Source organism: Comamonas sp. E6 (assembly GCF_001010305.1).
In the GTDB taxonomy this organism is placed as follows: domain Bacteria; phylum Pseudomonadota; class Gammaproteobacteria; order Burkholderiales; family Burkholderiaceae_C; genus Comamonas; species Comamonas thiooxydans.
The window spans coordinates 343105-356977 of sequence record NZ_BBXH01000005.1 but is presented as its reverse complement, the minus strand read 5'-3'; the positions used below and the strand labels follow the sequence as shown (position 1 = coordinate 356977).

Annotated in this window: 13 protein-coding genes; 9 read left to right on the top strand and 4 right to left on the bottom strand. The window is 64.3% G+C overall.

What is annotated here, in order from left to right:
- Positions 1-175 precede the first annotated feature (175 nt).
- The 3 genes from CSE6_RS02670 to CSE6_RS02660 form a co-directional block, all read right to left on the bottom strand.
- Entirely contained in the window at positions 176-1804 is a 1629-nt protein-coding gene (locus CSE6_RS02670) for an SEL1-like repeat protein (protein WP_059439822.1), read from the bottom strand.
- 189 nt (positions 1805-1993) lie between these two features.
- Positions 1994-2887: an N-formylglutamate amidohydrolase gene (locus CSE6_RS02665; protein ID WP_059439821.1), complete on the bottom strand. Its 894-nt coding sequence runs from the start codon at positions 2885-2887 to the stop codon at positions 1994-1996.
- Positions 2888-2898: 11 nt separating this feature from the next.
- Positions 2899-3888 carry a tripartite tricarboxylate transporter substrate binding protein BugE gene (locus CSE6_RS02660; RefSeq protein ID WP_034389215.1) on the bottom strand — a complete coding sequence of 330 codons (990 nt, stop codon included), beginning with the start codon at positions 3886-3888 and terminating at the stop codon, positions 2899-2901.
- Positions 3889-4046: 158 nt separating this feature from the next.
- Between CSE6_RS02660 and CSE6_RS02655 the strand changes: the two genes are divergently transcribed.
- Entirely contained in the window at positions 4047-4952 is a 906-nt protein-coding gene (locus CSE6_RS02655; protein ID WP_059439820.1) for a LysR substrate-binding domain-containing protein, read from the top strand.
- An 89-nt stretch (positions 4953-5041) separates the two neighbouring features.
- Here CSE6_RS02655 and CSE6_RS02650 read toward each other — a convergent pair whose 3' ends face one another.
- On the bottom strand, positions 5042-5317 hold the full coding sequence (locus CSE6_RS02650) for a hypothetical protein (RefSeq protein ID WP_034389210.1): 276 nt from the start codon (positions 5315-5317) through the stop codon (positions 5042-5044).
- A gap of 72 nt (positions 5318-5389) precedes the next feature.
- Between CSE6_RS02650 and hemA the strand changes: the two genes are divergently transcribed.
- The 8 genes from hemA (at position 5390) to CSE6_RS02610 (ending at position 13805) form a co-directional block, all read left to right on the top strand.
- Entirely contained in the window at positions 5390-6694 is a 1305-nt protein-coding gene (gene hemA, locus CSE6_RS02645; RefSeq protein WP_012837115.1) for a glutamyl-tRNA reductase, read from the top strand.
- Between the two features lie 122 nt (positions 6695-6816).
- Positions 6817-7896, top strand: coding sequence for a peptide chain release factor 1 (prfA, locus tag CSE6_RS02640; RefSeq protein ID WP_003058512.1), 1080 nt, complete (start codon positions 6817-6819; stop codon positions 7894-7896).
- Positions 7897-7976: 80 nt separating this feature from the next.
- Entirely contained in the window at positions 7977-9953 is a 1977-nt protein-coding gene (locus CSE6_RS02635) for a PEP/pyruvate-binding domain-containing protein (RefSeq protein ID WP_059439819.1), read from the top strand.
- Between the two features lie 9 nt (positions 9954-9962).
- Positions 9963-10496 (top strand): SUKH-3 domain-containing protein, encoded by a 534-nt coding sequence (locus CSE6_RS02630; protein ID WP_034409163.1) that lies wholly within the window; start codon positions 9963-9965, stop codon positions 10494-10496.
- 13 nt (positions 10497-10509) lie between these two features.
- Positions 10510-11385, top strand: coding sequence for a peptide chain release factor N(5)-glutamine methyltransferase (gene prmC, locus CSE6_RS02625; RefSeq protein WP_059439818.1), 876 nt, complete (start codon positions 10510-10512; stop codon positions 11383-11385).
- Positions 11386-11512: 127 nt separating this feature from the next.
- A complete protein-coding gene (gene grxD / locus CSE6_RS02620; protein ID WP_003058519.1) occupies positions 11513-11833 on the top strand; it encodes a Grx4 family monothiol glutaredoxin in 321 nt (106 codons plus the stop codon).
- A gap of 33 nt (positions 11834-11866) precedes the next feature.
- Positions 11867-12325 (top strand): ribonuclease HI family protein, encoded by a 459-nt coding sequence (locus CSE6_RS02615; protein WP_059439817.1) that lies wholly within the window; start codon positions 11867-11869, stop codon positions 12323-12325.
- A gap of 97 nt (positions 12326-12422) precedes the next feature.
- Positions 12423-13805, top strand: coding sequence for a hemolysin family protein (locus tag CSE6_RS02610; RefSeq protein WP_034381637.1), 1383 nt, complete (start codon positions 12423-12425; stop codon positions 13803-13805).
- Positions 13806-13873: the final 68 nt, after the last annotated feature.

The following is a 13873-nucleotide window of genomic DNA, read 5'->3' as shown; positions in this document are numbered from 1 at the left end:
CCTTGGTTTTAGAAATCATCGGCCGCACGAAGCGCTGTCCGGGCAGCCTGATCTGGTAGCCAGCCTGCGCTGGATCGCAGCATTCGAGCCATGATTTGAGCCATGGCGGGAGCCGGCCGGCATAAAAAAGCGCTTCTCGATGGAAGCGCTTGGATGCCTGAGTGCCAAGCGGCAATCAGCGCTTGGGCTGCCAGGCCAGCGCCTTGTTCTGCTGCTCGGCCACCTGGGCAATGCTGAGCTTGTTGGCCGCTTCGTCGCGGCGCTTGGCGGCGTCGCCACCCAGCTCCATGGCTGCCAGGTTGTACCAGAAGTAGGCCCTGGCATTGTCACGCGCCACACCCTGACCCTGTGCATAGACCATGCCCAGGTTGTACTGGGCAGCGGCATCGCCCTGCTCGGCCGCACGCTGATACCACTGCACGGCCTTGCCGTAGTCGCGCGCAGCGCCCTGGCCTTCGGCGTACATCACGCCCAGGCGGTTCTGTGCACCAGAATGACCTTGCTCGGCTGCCGCGGCATACCACTTCATCGCCTGAGCGGGGCTGGCGGCACTGCCCTGACCATCGGCATACAGACGCGCCAGGTTGAACTGGGCCGAGGCATCGCCCTTGTCGGCTGCGCGGCGGAACCACTGCATGGCCGTCGCATAGTTCTGCGGCACACCACGGCCTTCGGCGTACAAGGTGCCCACGTTGTTGATGGCGGCGGCATGGCCTTGCTCGGCTGCCTTCTGATACCACTGCAGGGCCGTGCCGTAGTTCTGGGGCGTGCCCAGACCTTCGGCATAGATGGTGCCCAGGTTGTACTGTGCATCGGCATGATTCTGGTCGGCCGCGCGCTGGAACCATTGCGCCGCATAGGCAGGGCTTTGCTCCACCCCCAGACCGTAAAGATACAGACGGCCCAGATGGTTCTGGCCGTCGGCATTCCACTGCTCGGCACTCTTCTGGAACCAGGACGCCGCCAGCTTGTAGTCGCGCGGAACACCCACGCCATCCATATACATGCGGCCCAGGCTGTTCTGGGCCCTGGCATCGCCCTGCTCGGCAGCGCGCTGCAGCCACTGGGCAGCCTGCACGGGGTCCAGCTTCACGCCCACGCCGTCGGACAGCATGGAGCCCAGCTGGTTCTGCGCTTCCGCATGGCCTTGATCGGCGGCTTTCTTGAACCAGTCTGCAGCCGTCATGTAGTTCACGGCCACGCCATTGCCCTTAAGGTAGCGCTGGCCCAGCTCGAACTGGGCCGTCACATGGCCTTGCGCAGCGGATTTTTCCAGCCACTGGGCAGCGGTGCTGAAGCTCTGGGGCACGCCCAGACCTTCCTGATAGAGGTGGGACAGGTTGTACTGGGCCACGGCATTGTTCTGCTGCGCCGCGCGGCCATACCACTGGGCAGCCTCGCGATAGTTCTGCGGCAGGCCCTGGCCGTTGGCATACAGTGCCCCCAGGCTGTTCTGGGCACCCGCATGCCCCTGGGCTGCGGCCTTGCGGAACCATTGCGCGGCTGTGGCGGCATTCTGGGGCACGCCCTGTCCATGCACATACATTTCGCCCAGCTGGTTCTGCGCCTTGGCATCGCCGCGCTCGGCAGCCTGCAGCGGACCGGCAGTGGAGGCCACGCGTGTGCCGGCAATCGGCAGCGGGCCGTATTGCAGACGGCTGAATTCAAACTGGGGGCCCGATGTGGCGGCTCTGGAATCGCGCAAAAAATTCATGCGACCTTCCGCACCGGTTTGCGCGGATGCGCTCTGGGCAAAGGCCGCCAGACTCGACATGACCAGCGCTGCGATGGGAGTGAACTTCATTCCGGTACGATTCCTAGACGCTTGTTGTTACATCAGACATACGATGACACCAACCTGCGAGCGTAACTGATTCTGATAGCAGCTTCGATAAGGAATCCCTCAATCGCGGCATCCTAGCCACAGTTTTTTGACATTTGACCGTGACATGAAAAAGCCCGGCAAAGCCGGGCCTGGAGCGATGGACTGGTTTCAGCCTCTGGTCATCTGCTGGCGCACATAGTCCGCCAGCACCTGCATGAGCTCGGCAAAATGCGTGCGCAGCGGCTCGAAGCCGGCATTCGGTTCGCGCGTGTCCTCATCCATATAGACGGGGCGACGGATCTCGATCTGCATCGAGTGGCGATTGAGCTGCGGCTGGCCTATGCGCCCGATCAACTCCACACCCTTGTAGGGCTCGTTGTAGGCCACGCTGTAGCCAAAGCCCTTGAGCGTATCGCCCACCAGATGGATGAACTCGGGCGCGCAGGTCGTGCCGTCGCGGTCGCCCAGCACGAAGTCGGCCAGCGGCGGCGCATCGCTGCGTCCCAGTCGCTGGTACACATCGTTGGGCATGGAGTGCAGATTCAGGTGCCACACGGCCCCGAAGCGCGCCACGCTGTCGTCGATGGCCTGCGCCAGCGCCGCGTGATAGGGGCGCCAGTAGCGCTCGATACGGTGCTGCACTTCGGCCACGGTGCGCTTGCGCTCATACAAGGAAGTGGCCACGCCGGCCTTGCTGATGCGCTGCCAGATCAGGCCCAGTCCCTGCTGTGTCTTGATGCTGGGCGACAGCGGCGCCGGCCACTCGCCCTCGATCTGCGCAGGGTCCAGGTCGGACTCGTTGCGATTGGGATCGACATAGGTACGCGGAAAAGTCGCTTCCAGCAATGTGGCGCCGAACTCGGGCCAGCGGTCCCAGAGCGCGGCCACATGCGTGTCCTCGCCGCGGCGCAGCAGACTCATGGGCACGACGGTGCCGAAGTCCTCGGGGTAGGCCGTGCCGCTGTGCGGCGAGTCGCAGACTATGGGCAGAACCTCGCCCCGGGCCGGGTGCACCAGCACCGGCTCGGCCGGTCTGGCTTGCAGAAAATCAGGCACAGACATTCAAACCTTCATCAGTCCAGCTTGATATTGGCGCGCTTGGCCACGGCCGTGTAACGCTCGATCGCGGTCTTGATCTGCTTGGCAAACTGCTCGGGCGTGTTGCCCATGGACTCGCCGGAGATGGACTTCTGCTTTTCCAGATAGTCGGGCGAAGCCATGACCTTGTGCGCCGCAGCGTTGAGCTTGTCGATGATCGCTTTGGGTGTGCCCGCAGGCGCCACCAGGCCGAACCAGCCGCCGTCACCCATCTGAGGATAGCCCAGCTCGGTATAGGTGGGCACATCGGGCAGCACATCGCTGCGCTTGAGCGCCAGCACGGCCAGAGGACGCAGCTGGCCGGCCTTGATATGCGGCAGGGTCGAAGGCAGGTTGTCCGTCATGGCATTGACCTGCCCGCCCAGCGCATCGGTAATGGCCTGGCCCGCACCCTTGTAGGGAATGTGCAGCAACTGGATACCAGCCAGATTCATGAAGTTCTCGATATTGGCATGACCCAGGGAACCCGTGCCCGGCGATGCAAAGGTGTACTTGTCGGGGTTGGCCTTGGCCAGTGCAATGAATTCCTTCATGGTCTTGGCAGGCACGCTGGCGTTCACCACGAACACGCTGGGCACGCTCATCACATTGGTGATGGGGGCGAAGTCCTTGATCGCGTCATAAGGCAGCTTGCGGAAGATGGCCGGATTGGAGCCATGGGTGGACACCGTGGCCATGCCGATGGTGTAGCCGTCGGGTGCCGCCTTGGCGATTTCAGTCGCCCCGATGGAGCCGCCCGCGCCGCCCTTGTTGTCCACCACCACGGACTTGCCCAGCACCGTGCTCATTTTCTCGGCCAGCAGACGCGCCACCATGTCGGTGGACCCGCCGGCGCCAAAGGGCACAACCAGGCGGATGGGGCGATTGGGGTAGTCCGCTGCGGCATTGGCAGCGAACGCGGGGGACAGCGCGGCTGCCGCTGCGCAGGCGGCAATGGACGACAGAACGGTACGACGAATGGCCATGCGGCTTCTCCTTGGATCTCTTGAAAGACTGGTTATGGGCCGGTTCAGAGCGTTTCACCGGACGCTCCGACCTTTGTTTCATTCTGTGCCCCAGGCCGCATGGCGAAAAGCGACAAGACGGCACGCAAGTATTACCAACCGTCATAATCCAAACCGTCATGCGCATGCACTCTCCCTCCCTCTCCGAACTTCACGCCTTTGCCGCGGCCGCCCGCCTGGGCAGTTACTCGCTCGCTGCGCAGGAGCTGTATATGACGCAGGGCGGCATCAGCCGGGCCATCGCCAGGCTTGAGGAACATCTGGGCTTTGCCCTGTTCGAGCGCCTGGGCAGACGCAACGCGCTCACCGCAGCAGGACAGGACTATCTGCAGGCGATAGAGCCTGCCGTGATGGCGATAGAGGCCGCGTCGGCCGCCGCCCGCAGGCGCCGCCACGGGCCGCAGCTGCGCCTGTCGGTCGTTCCCACGCTGTTCAGCCACTGGCTGATTCCGCGCCTGCCCGACTTCAACCGCCGTCATCCGCAAATCATGCTTTCCTTCGCGCCCTACCGGCGCGACGATCCACTCAATGCGCCTGAGATCGATGCCTGGATTCGCGTCGGCAGCCAGCAATGGCCGGCGGGCGTGGAGGCCGAGTATGTGATCGGCCGCGACCTCATCCCCATCTGCCACCCGCGCGAGCTGCAGGGACCGAACCCCATCCGCAGCGAGCAGGATTTGCTGAGCCGCCCGCTGCTATTCCACACCAACTACCCGGGCAACTGGGCCAGCTGGATGCAGGCCCGGGGCCTGAGCCAGCCCTGCCCCGCCCCGGTCGCGGACTTTGAGACCGTGGCCTTGCTGGTGCAGGCCGTGGCCGCGGGCATGGGTGTGGCCATGGTACAGCGCTGCCTGGTGGAGGAGGATCTGGCCTCGGGCCGCGTGGCTCTGGCGCTGGATGCGCCGGTGCATATCGAACGCGGCTACTTTCTGTGCCAGCAAGGCAACCGCCCCCCCACGGAGACCTTGAAGCAGTTTCGCCGCTGGATACTGGAGCAGGCCGGGCCCAGGGCCGTCAGCGACTGAGGCCTGGCCAGACACTGGCGCGAATACAACAGGCACTCTTGAGTCAGATCAAGATTTCACGCAAAACAGCTTTCCGGCCGGTACGCCAATCAGCGCCAGGCTCTGGAAAGCACCCACTGGCAGCAGGCACTTGTGCAGACCAGTGCGGCATAAGCGAGCATCTTGCCGTCGCGTGAAAACAGCCAGAGACTGAGCAGCAAAACCGCCCCACCCAATATGAAATTAATAGCTACCTGCGCAATCAAGGATTGGGCTCCAGCCTTGTTTTGCTTTAAAACGCGAGCACAGATTGCCAGGCCCAGAGCGAGAAAAAACGCAGGGGCGAGGAAGTTGAGTAAATGATTAACGCTCGCAACAAAATCCATGGCAACAATCGATTCCAAGGCTTTGAGCCCGGGGGGTGCCCAATTCGGTACTAAATTTTATAATCCCCTGTTATGGCAGTCTGGGCTTTAGGTATCAATCACCACACGGCTCCGCTCGATATGCGGGGCCGTTTTGCGTTCGCGCTCGATCAGATCGCGCCGACGCTGCAAGGCCTGCGCGCATCTCTGTCCCACGCTGGCAGGGCTCACAGCGCCGTGGAAACCGCCATCCTCTCCACCTGCAACCGCACCGAGATCTACTGCGCTGCCGACGCCCCTGCCATGGATCACACCATGCACTGGCTGGCCAACAGCGGCGGCGTGGCGCCTGAATTGCTGCGCCAGCACTCGTATCTGCTGCAGGATGGCTCGGTCGCCCGCCACGCCTTCCGCGTGGCCTCGGGGCTGGACTCCATGGTGCTGGGCGAGGCGCAGATCCTCGGCCAGATGAAGAACGCCGTGCGCGCGGCCGAGACTGCGGGTGCCCTGGGCACCACGCTCAACCAGTTGTTCCAGCGCAGCTTTGCCGTGGCCAAGGAAGTGCGCAGCTCCACCGAGATCGGCGCACACAGCATCTCCATGGCTGCCGCTGCCGTGCGCCTGGCCGGCCAGCTGTTCGAAGACCTCAGCAAGATTCGCGTGCTCTTCGTGGGCGCGGGCGAGATGATCGAGCTGGTCTCCACCCACTTCGCCGCCCGCAACCCCAGGCAGATCACCATCGCCAACCGCACCATGGAGCGCGGCGAGAAGCTCGCCGCCCAGTTCGGCGCCGGCACCATGCGTCTGGCCGACCTGCCCGAGCATCTGCACGAGTACGACGCCATCATCAGCTGCACGGCATCCACCCTGCCCATCATCGGCCTGGGTGCCGTGGAGTCCGCTCTCAAGAAGCGCAAGCGCCGCCCCATCTTCATGGTCGATCTGGCCGTGCCCCGCGATATCGAATCCGAGGTCAAAGACCTCAACGACGTCTATCTCTATACCGTGGACGATCTGGCAACCGTCGTGCGCACCGGTCAGGCCCAGCGCCAGGCCGCCGTGCAACAGGCCGAAGTCATCATCGACACCGGCGTGCAGAGCTTTATGCAGTGGATGGACCAGCGCAATCCCGTGGGCGGCGCGGTCTCGCTGATCCAGCAGGTCAATGCCCAGGCCGACGAATGGCGTGCGCTGGAAATTGCCCGCGCCAAAAAGCTACTGGCCAAGGGCGAAGACATCGATACCGTGCTGGAAGCGCTCTCGCGCGGCCTCACACAGAAAATGCTGCACGGCACCATGGCCGAGCTGCACAAGGGCGATGCCGAAGAGCGCGCCCAGACTGCAGACACCGTCTCCCGTCTGTTCCTGCGCGCCAGCCGCAACCCCAGCAAGCTTTAGCGGCGCTCGCCCGCTTGGTCGCTGCCGTCCTAGCGCAGCGCAAGGCCCGACCGTGGCCATCCCTCTTCCCTGACTCCACAAAGGTGAGCACTCTCACCTTTCCCAAGCCCTAGGTACCCCCTATGCAAGACTTTTTGCGCAACCAGCTCGAACGCTATGCCCAACGCCTGCAGGAGCTGGATTTTCTGCTCTCGCGCGAAGACATCATGGGCGACATGAAGCAGTACCGCACCATCTCGCGCGAACATGCCGATGTGACGGCCATTGCCAGTCGCTACACCCGCTACCTGCAGACCGAAGCCGACATCGCCGCCGCGCGTGAAATGCTGGACGACCCCGACATGGCCGAAATGGCTCAGGAAGAGATCGGCAGCGGCGAGGCCGAGCTGATCAAGCTCGAGGACGAACTGCAGCGCCTGCTGCTGCCCAAGGACCCCGACGATGCCCGCCCCGCCTTTGTCGAAATCCGCGCCGGCACGGGTGGCGACGAATCGGCCCTGTTTGCCGGTGACCTGACCCGCATGTACACCCGCTACGCCGCCAACGTGGGCTGGAAGGTGGAAGTGATGAGCGCCAGCGAAAACGAAATCGGCGGCTACAAGGAAGTCGTGCTGCGCATTGAGGGCGACAATGTGTACGGCGCGCTGCGCTTTGAGTCGGGCGGCCACCGCGTGCAGCGTGTGCCCGCCACCGAAACCCAGGGCCGCATCCACACCAGCGCCTGCACCGTGGCCGTGATGCCCGAGCCCGACGAGGCGGAGGCCATCACCCTCAATCCCGCCGATCTGCGCATCGACACCTTTCGCGCCAGCGGTGCCGGCGGCCAGCACATCAACAAGACCGACTCCGCCGTGCGCGTGGTCCACCTGCCCACGGGCATCGTGGCCGAATGCCAGGACGGGCGCAGCCAGCACAGCAACAAGGCCAAGGCCCTGCAGGTACTGCAGGCCCGCATCCAGGAAAAGGAACGCAGCGAGCGGGCCGCCAAGGAAGCGGCCATGCGCAAGGGCCTGATCGGCTCGGGCGACCGCAGCGACCGCATCCGCACCTACAACTTTCCCCAGGGCCGCCTCACCGACCACCGCATCAACCTCACGCTGTACAAGCTGCTGGCTGTGATGGAAGGCGATCTGGGCGACGTGATCCAGGCCCTGCAACATGCACGCGAGGCCGAGTTGCTGGCAGAGCTGGCCGCTTCCTGAGTCTGCAGGCACCGGCAGGCTGCAGCCGGCTCGAGCCGGGTCCGTTCGAACGCTTCGCCAGAAATGGGAACAATTTCAAGATGACACAGCGCTTTTTGCCGGTTCTGGTTTCTGCCCTGCTATCCGGCCTGTTGTTCGCATCGACCGCCGCCCAGGCTCAGGCCTTGCGCAAGCCATCGGCCTATGACTCGGGTGCGGGGCGCCCGGTTGACGCCAGCGGCAACCGCAACGCTCCTGCCAGCCTGCCGGCCCTGACCAGCCGCGCCGATTTCGATCGCGTGGCCCGCATCTTCGATCCGGTCAGCGCCATGCCCCATGTGCTGTTTGTGATCGACCGCCAAAGCAAGAGCACGCCGCTGCATTTCATCAACACGCCGCGTTACGCGTTTCACGAAGATTTTCTACGTGCCAAAAGCCTGCTGCGGGGCGGCAAGCCAGAGCTCAACCGCAATTACCGCGAGCCGGGCCGCCGCTTCATTCTCGGCACGCTGAGCTGGCAGCCCGTGCTCAAGGACTACAGCTACGAGTTCTGGGAAGGCGACCAGCTCACGCCCGAGCTGCTGCAGACCACGGCGGCCGCGCTGAAAACCGGCTTCTTCGCCCCTGTGCGCTTCAAGGCCAACTCCACGCAGCAGGAAGCCGTGGCCCAGCAGGCGGGTGTTGCAGCGGTCACCCAGGCCCAGTTGCTGGGAGCCCAGACCTATCTGCCGCTGAACCAGGGCCAGGCCGTGGGCCGGCTGCGCATCCTGAACCAGGCCGAAGCCGTGAATGACCTCCAGCCCAGGGACATCGTGCTGTTGCGCGAAGTACCCATCAGCCTGCCGCCCGTGGCCGGCGTGGTGACGGAGCGCCCTTCCACGGTGCTATCCCATGTCAATCTGCTGGCGCGTGGCTGGGGCATACCTAATGCCTATGTGCAAAAAGCGGCCGAGCAATACGCGGACTTCAACGGCCGCTGGGTGCATATCGACGTACAGCCCGCCGGCTTTGCGCTGCGCGCCGCCACGGCTGCCGAACAACAGAGCGCCGAAAAGCAGGCCCAGCAACCGCCGCCCAAGGGCCGCAAGGTCTTGCTTCAGCCCGATCTGAGTCGCAGCGAACTGGTGCCCCTGGCGGCCCTGCGCAGCGCGGATCGCCGCCGCTGCGGTGCCAAGGCCGCCAATCTGGGCGAGATCCAGTCCGCCCGCCTCGCGGACGTCAGCGTGCCCGATGGCTTTTGCATTCCGTTTGCCGCCTATGCCGACTTCATGCGCTCCAACGGCCTGGCCGAGCGCATTGCCCGCATGCGCCAACAGCCCGGCTTCGCGACGGATGCAGGCATCCGAAGGCAGGCCCTGTCCGCACTGCAGGCCGAAATCGAGCAATGGCCCGTCAGCCCGGCCGTGGCCGATGCCTGGGTCCGGCGCTGGTCCGGCCAGTTGGGCAGCCAGGGCGTGTTCGTGCGCAGCTCTTCCAGCTCCGAGGACCTGCCCAGCTTCAGCGGAGCAGGCCTCTACACCACCGTGCCCAATGTACGCAGCGACACGGACCTGGTCGCCGCGGTGCGCAAGGTCTGGGCCTCGATCTACAACTTCGAGGCCTGGGAAGCCAGACAGGCAGCGGGCATCGACGATGCGCAGCTGATGATGTCGGTGTTTGTGCAAAAAGCCGTGGACTCCTCCGCCTCTGGCGTGATGATCACCCGCGACCCCTTCGATGCCTCGCACCGCCACATGAGCTATATCGCCGCCAAGCGCGGCATAGGCATCCGCGTGGTCGAGGGCAAGCGGGTCGCGGAGCAAATCCTCTACTCCAGCCGCAGCAAGGCCGTGCAGGTGCTCAACCGTTCCCAGGACGATGTGGCGCTGCAGCTGGATGCCAGGGGCGGCGTGCGCGAAGTGACCGTGACTGCCGGCCGCGCCGTGCTCAGCGATACGCTGGTGCAGCGACTGGCGCGTGCCGGAGCCGGCATCAAGCAACGCTTTGGCGGCAAGGACCAGGACATCGAGTGGGCCGTGCAGGGCGATCAGCTCATCATCCTGCAATCGCGCCCCTTCATCTCGGCGCCCGGACGTTAAGAATCCGCCATGCTGAATTTCGAGTCACCTGTCGTCATTGAGCTGCTGCAAGCCCAGGGCTGGACCCCGCAGCGAGAGGTCGCCATACCGGCGCTTGTCCGGAGCGCTCTGGACCAACAGCCCGGTCCGGCCTGCCACCCCGCCGTGGCTGCGCTGCAGAACCTGGCGGGCTTGCACATAGGCCAGGTGGGCAAGGGGCTGGAATGCGCCAGCAGCGATATAGAGTTTGATTGGCTCGAAGCGCATTTCACCGGCGAAGATGCGGACGACGCCCTGCTCTCCTGGGAACAGCGCCTGGACACCCGGCTGATAGCAGTTGCCGAAGTTCACCACTCCCACGGCCAGCTGCTGATGGCCGGCGATGGACGCTGCTTTTCCTGGTCTTTTGTAGGTATGAGCTTCGAGGGCGAGAATCTTCAGCAGGCGCTGGAGCATCTGTTGCTGGGAATACGTTCGCGCCCCATGCTGGAGCCCGGCCAGTCGTCGACCCAGTTGTACGGCACGCTCTACAAGGCGGGCGACCCCGAGATATACCGCTACTGAATTTCCGAAGAAGATGGCCGCCGGCCAAGCCATGACCGAACCCTCGCCCCCCACTTTCTCCGTCGCTCAAGCCCTGCAGCAAGCCGCCCGCCAAGGCCTGGCGCGTGTCGATGCACAGATGCTGCTGCTGCACCTGATGCAGCAGCCAGCGCATGCCCGCGCCTGGCTCATCACCCATGACTGCGATGCCCTCAGTCAGGAGCAGCAGCAACGCTGGGACCAGCTGTGCGCCCTGCGCCAGCAAGGCACGCCTGTCGCCTACCTGACCGGAAACAAGGAGTTCTACGGCCTGGATCTGGCCGTGGACAGCAGGGTGCTGGACCCGCGCCCCGATACCGAGACCCTGGTGGACTGGGCGCTGGAGCTCATGCCCGAAAGGCAGCCGGTTCGCGTTATAGACCTGGGCACCGGCAGCGGCGCCATCGCCCTGGCCCTGCAAAGCCAGCGCCCCTCAGCCCGGGTCATCGCCGTGGACGCCAGCGCCGATGCCCTGGCCGTGGCCCGCAGCAATGCCGCCCGACTCCAACTGCCCGTGCAGTTCGCCCATGGCAGCTGGCTGGAGCCTCTGGACGGGCTGGAACCTGTCGATCTGATCGTCAGCAACCCGCCTTATATTCGCGCCGACGACCCGCATCTGGCGGCGCTGACCCACGAGCCGCTGTCGGCCCTGGCCAGCGGCGCGGATGGGCTGGAGGACATACGCAGCATCATCGACCAGGCCCCGACACACCTGAAGGCTGGCGGCTGGCTGCTCTTCGAGCATGGCTGGGATCAGGCCGAAGACGTGGCGCGGCTCATGCAGGCGGCCGGCTTCGAACAGGTCCAGCACCGCCACGACCTGGCCGGCATTGCGCGCTGCACGGGCGGCTGCCGGAGCGGCAAGGCTTGATTTCCAGACCTCCACCCCAAAATATCCTGTCAGCAAGATTTCCTCACAGCATCGCATTCCTTGCGGTCGGTGAAATAATTGCAGACATCGCGGCTGGTACCGCCATTTCCAAAATCCGGAGCCCACTATGAGCAACACTCAACAACGCATCGACGACCTGGTCAAGAACAACGATATCCTGCTGTTCATGAAGGGCAACGCCAGCTTCCCCCAGTGCGGCTTCTCCGGCCGTGCCATCCAGATCCTCAAGGCCTGCGGCGTGGACGCCAAGTCCATCGCCACCGTGAACGTGCTGGAAGACCAGGAAATCCGCCAGGGCATCAAGGACTACAGCCAGTGGCCCACGATCCCCCAGCTCTACATCAAGGGCGAATTCATCGGTGGCTCGGACATCATGATGGAGATGTACGAATCGGGCGAGCTGCAGCAAGTGCTGGCCGCCAAGTAAGCCCAACCCCGTCTGCAAGCCACCGGCACCCCGGTGGCTTTTTTCATGCCGCCCCCCAAACCTGTTCCCCCTCACCACTGCTGCATCCATATCGATGGCAGTGCCCTGCCCAACCCCGGCCCCATGAGCCTGGGCGTGTTGCTGCAGCTGCCCGATGGCAGCCGCCATACGCTGTCGCAGGATCTGCACCGCAGCGGCTGCAACAACGAAGCCGAACTGCGCGCGCTGATGGCCGCCCTGAAGCTGGCACGCGATCTCGGCGCGCGCAGCCTGACCGTGCGTACCGACTCACAGGTCCTGCTGGAGCAGCTTGGCCCGCCCACGGCCAAGCCCGCGCGGCCCATCGCCCGGCTCAGCCAGCTGTTCGAGGCCGCCCGCGCACAGATGCAGGACTTTGACGAGCTGGTGCTGCAATGGGTGCCCAGACACCGCAATACCGAGGCCGATGCGCTGGCACGCCTGGCCCATTCGGTAGCCGCGCTTCAGCCCTGAAGCCAGTACAGCTGTCTGCCGCAGGCTTTATGTGGTCGAATAGAGACTCCTTGATAACCGGCCGCAGGCACTGCCAGGTGCCGCAGCAGCCCTGCCTATGAGTGTGTCCCAAAGCCTTGCGGTGATTGTTCTGCTGATTCTGCTCAGCGCCTTTTTCTCTGTGGCGGAGATTTCTCTGGCCGCCTCGCGCCGCCTGCGCCTGCGCCAGATGGCCGACGACGGCAACGAGGGAGCCGAGCATGCGCTGCGCGTACAGGAGCAGCCGGGCGAATATTTCACCGTGGTGCAAGTGGGACAGAATGCCGTCGCCATACTCGGCGGCATCGTCGGCGAGGGTGCGTTCAGCCCTGCGCTGACCGAGTTCTTCTCGATCTGGTTCTCGCCCAGCCTCTCTACAACTCTGGGGTTCCTGCTCTCGTTTTTCATAGTCACCTCGGCCTTCATCCTGCTGGCCGATCTGTTGCCACGCCGCATCAGCATGAACGAGCCCGAGCGCTATGTGGTGCGCGTGCTCGCGCCCATGCGCTGGTTTGTGGTGATCTTCAAGCCCATCATCTGGTTCTACAACCTGGCGACCGACACCTTGTTTCGCCTGCTGGGCCTGCCTGCGACGCGCGACGAGCGCATCACCAGCGACGACATCCTGGCCATGACCGAAGCGGGCACCAAGGCCGGCGTGCTGGCCGCCCGCGAGCAGCAGGTGATTGCCAATGTGTTCGAGCTGGACTCGCGCACCGTGGCCTCGGCCATGACCCAGCGCGACAGCGTGGCCTTCTTCTACCGCGACGACAGCGACGCCATCATCCGCGCCCGCATTGCCGAGGAGCCCTTCTCCACCTACCCGGTCTGCGACGGCGATATCGACCATGTGATCGGCTATGTGGATGCCAAGGACCTGTTCCAGCGCGCGCTCAACAACCAGCCGCTGTCGCTCAGCGACGACAGCCTGATCCGCAAGGTGCTCATCGTGCCCGACCGCCTGACGCTGGCCGAGGTGCTGGAGCAGTTCCGCATGGTGCACGAGGACTTTGCCGTCATCGTCAACGAATACAGCCTGGTCGTGGGCGTGGTGACGCTCAACGACGTGATGAGCACAGTGATGGGCGATCTGGTCGGCCCGGCCGACGAGGAGCAGATCATCCGCCGCGACGAGCATTCCTGGCTGATCGACGGCATCACGCCCATCGAGGACGTGATGCGCGTGCTGCATCTGGACGATATGCCGCATGACGACGAGTACGAAACGCTGGCCGGCTTTCTCATGGTCATGCTGCGCCGCGTGCCGCGCCGCACCGATACCGTCACCTGGGGCGGCTTCAAGTTCGAGGTGCTGGACGTGGACAGCTATCGCATCGACCAGGTCATGGTGACCCATCTGCCCGAGCCCGCGGCCGAATCTGCCGCACCTTCGGCGGCCGCAGCGGCCAAGGTGCAGGGCAGCGCTGCCCAGTCCCAGGCTGGCAAAAGCAGCCACTCCTGAATCAGTAGCTTCTTGCGCTTATCCCCAAAGGACTTCAGGTTCTTTTCTTGCTGAAACCAATGAAAAGA

Coding starts and splice junctions, on each gene's coding strand:
- CSE6_RS02670 (WP_059439822.1), bottom strand. CDS start 1,804: ATGAAGTTCACTCCCATCGCAGCGCTGGTCATGTCGAGTCTGGCGGCC.
- CSE6_RS02665 (WP_059439821.1), bottom strand. CDS start 2,887: ATGTCTGTGCCTGATTTTCTGCAAGCCAGACCGGCCGAGCCGGTGCTG.
- CSE6_RS02660 (WP_034389215.1), bottom strand. CDS start 3,888: ATGGCCATTCGTCGTACCGTTCTGTCGTCCATTGCCGCCTGCGCAGCG.
- CSE6_RS02655 (WP_059439820.1), top strand. CDS start 4,047: ATGCGCATGCACTCTCCCTCCCTCTCCGAACTTCACGCCTTTGCCGCG.
- CSE6_RS02650 (WP_034389210.1), bottom strand. CDS start 5,317: ATGGATTTTGTTGCGAGCGTTAATCATTTACTCAACTTCCTCGCCCCT.
- hemA (WP_012837115.1), top strand. CDS start 5,390: ATGGCAGTCTGGGCTTTAGGTATCAATCACCACACGGCTCCGCTCGAT.
- prfA (WP_003058512.1), top strand. CDS start 6,817: ATGCAAGACTTTTTGCGCAACCAGCTCGAACGCTATGCCCAACGCCTG.
- CSE6_RS02635 (WP_059439819.1), top strand. CDS start 7,977: ATGACACAGCGCTTTTTGCCGGTTCTGGTTTCTGCCCTGCTATCCGGC.
- CSE6_RS02630 (WP_034409163.1), top strand. CDS start 9,963: ATGCTGAATTTCGAGTCACCTGTCGTCATTGAGCTGCTGCAAGCCCAG.
- prmC (WP_059439818.1), top strand. CDS start 10,510: ATGGCCGCCGGCCAAGCCATGACCGAACCCTCGCCCCCCACTTTCTCC.
- grxD (WP_003058519.1), top strand. CDS start 11,513: ATGAGCAACACTCAACAACGCATCGACGACCTGGTCAAGAACAACGAT.
- CSE6_RS02610 (WP_034381637.1), top strand. CDS start 12,423: ATGAGTGTGTCCCAAAGCCTTGCGGTGATTGTTCTGCTGATTCTGCTC.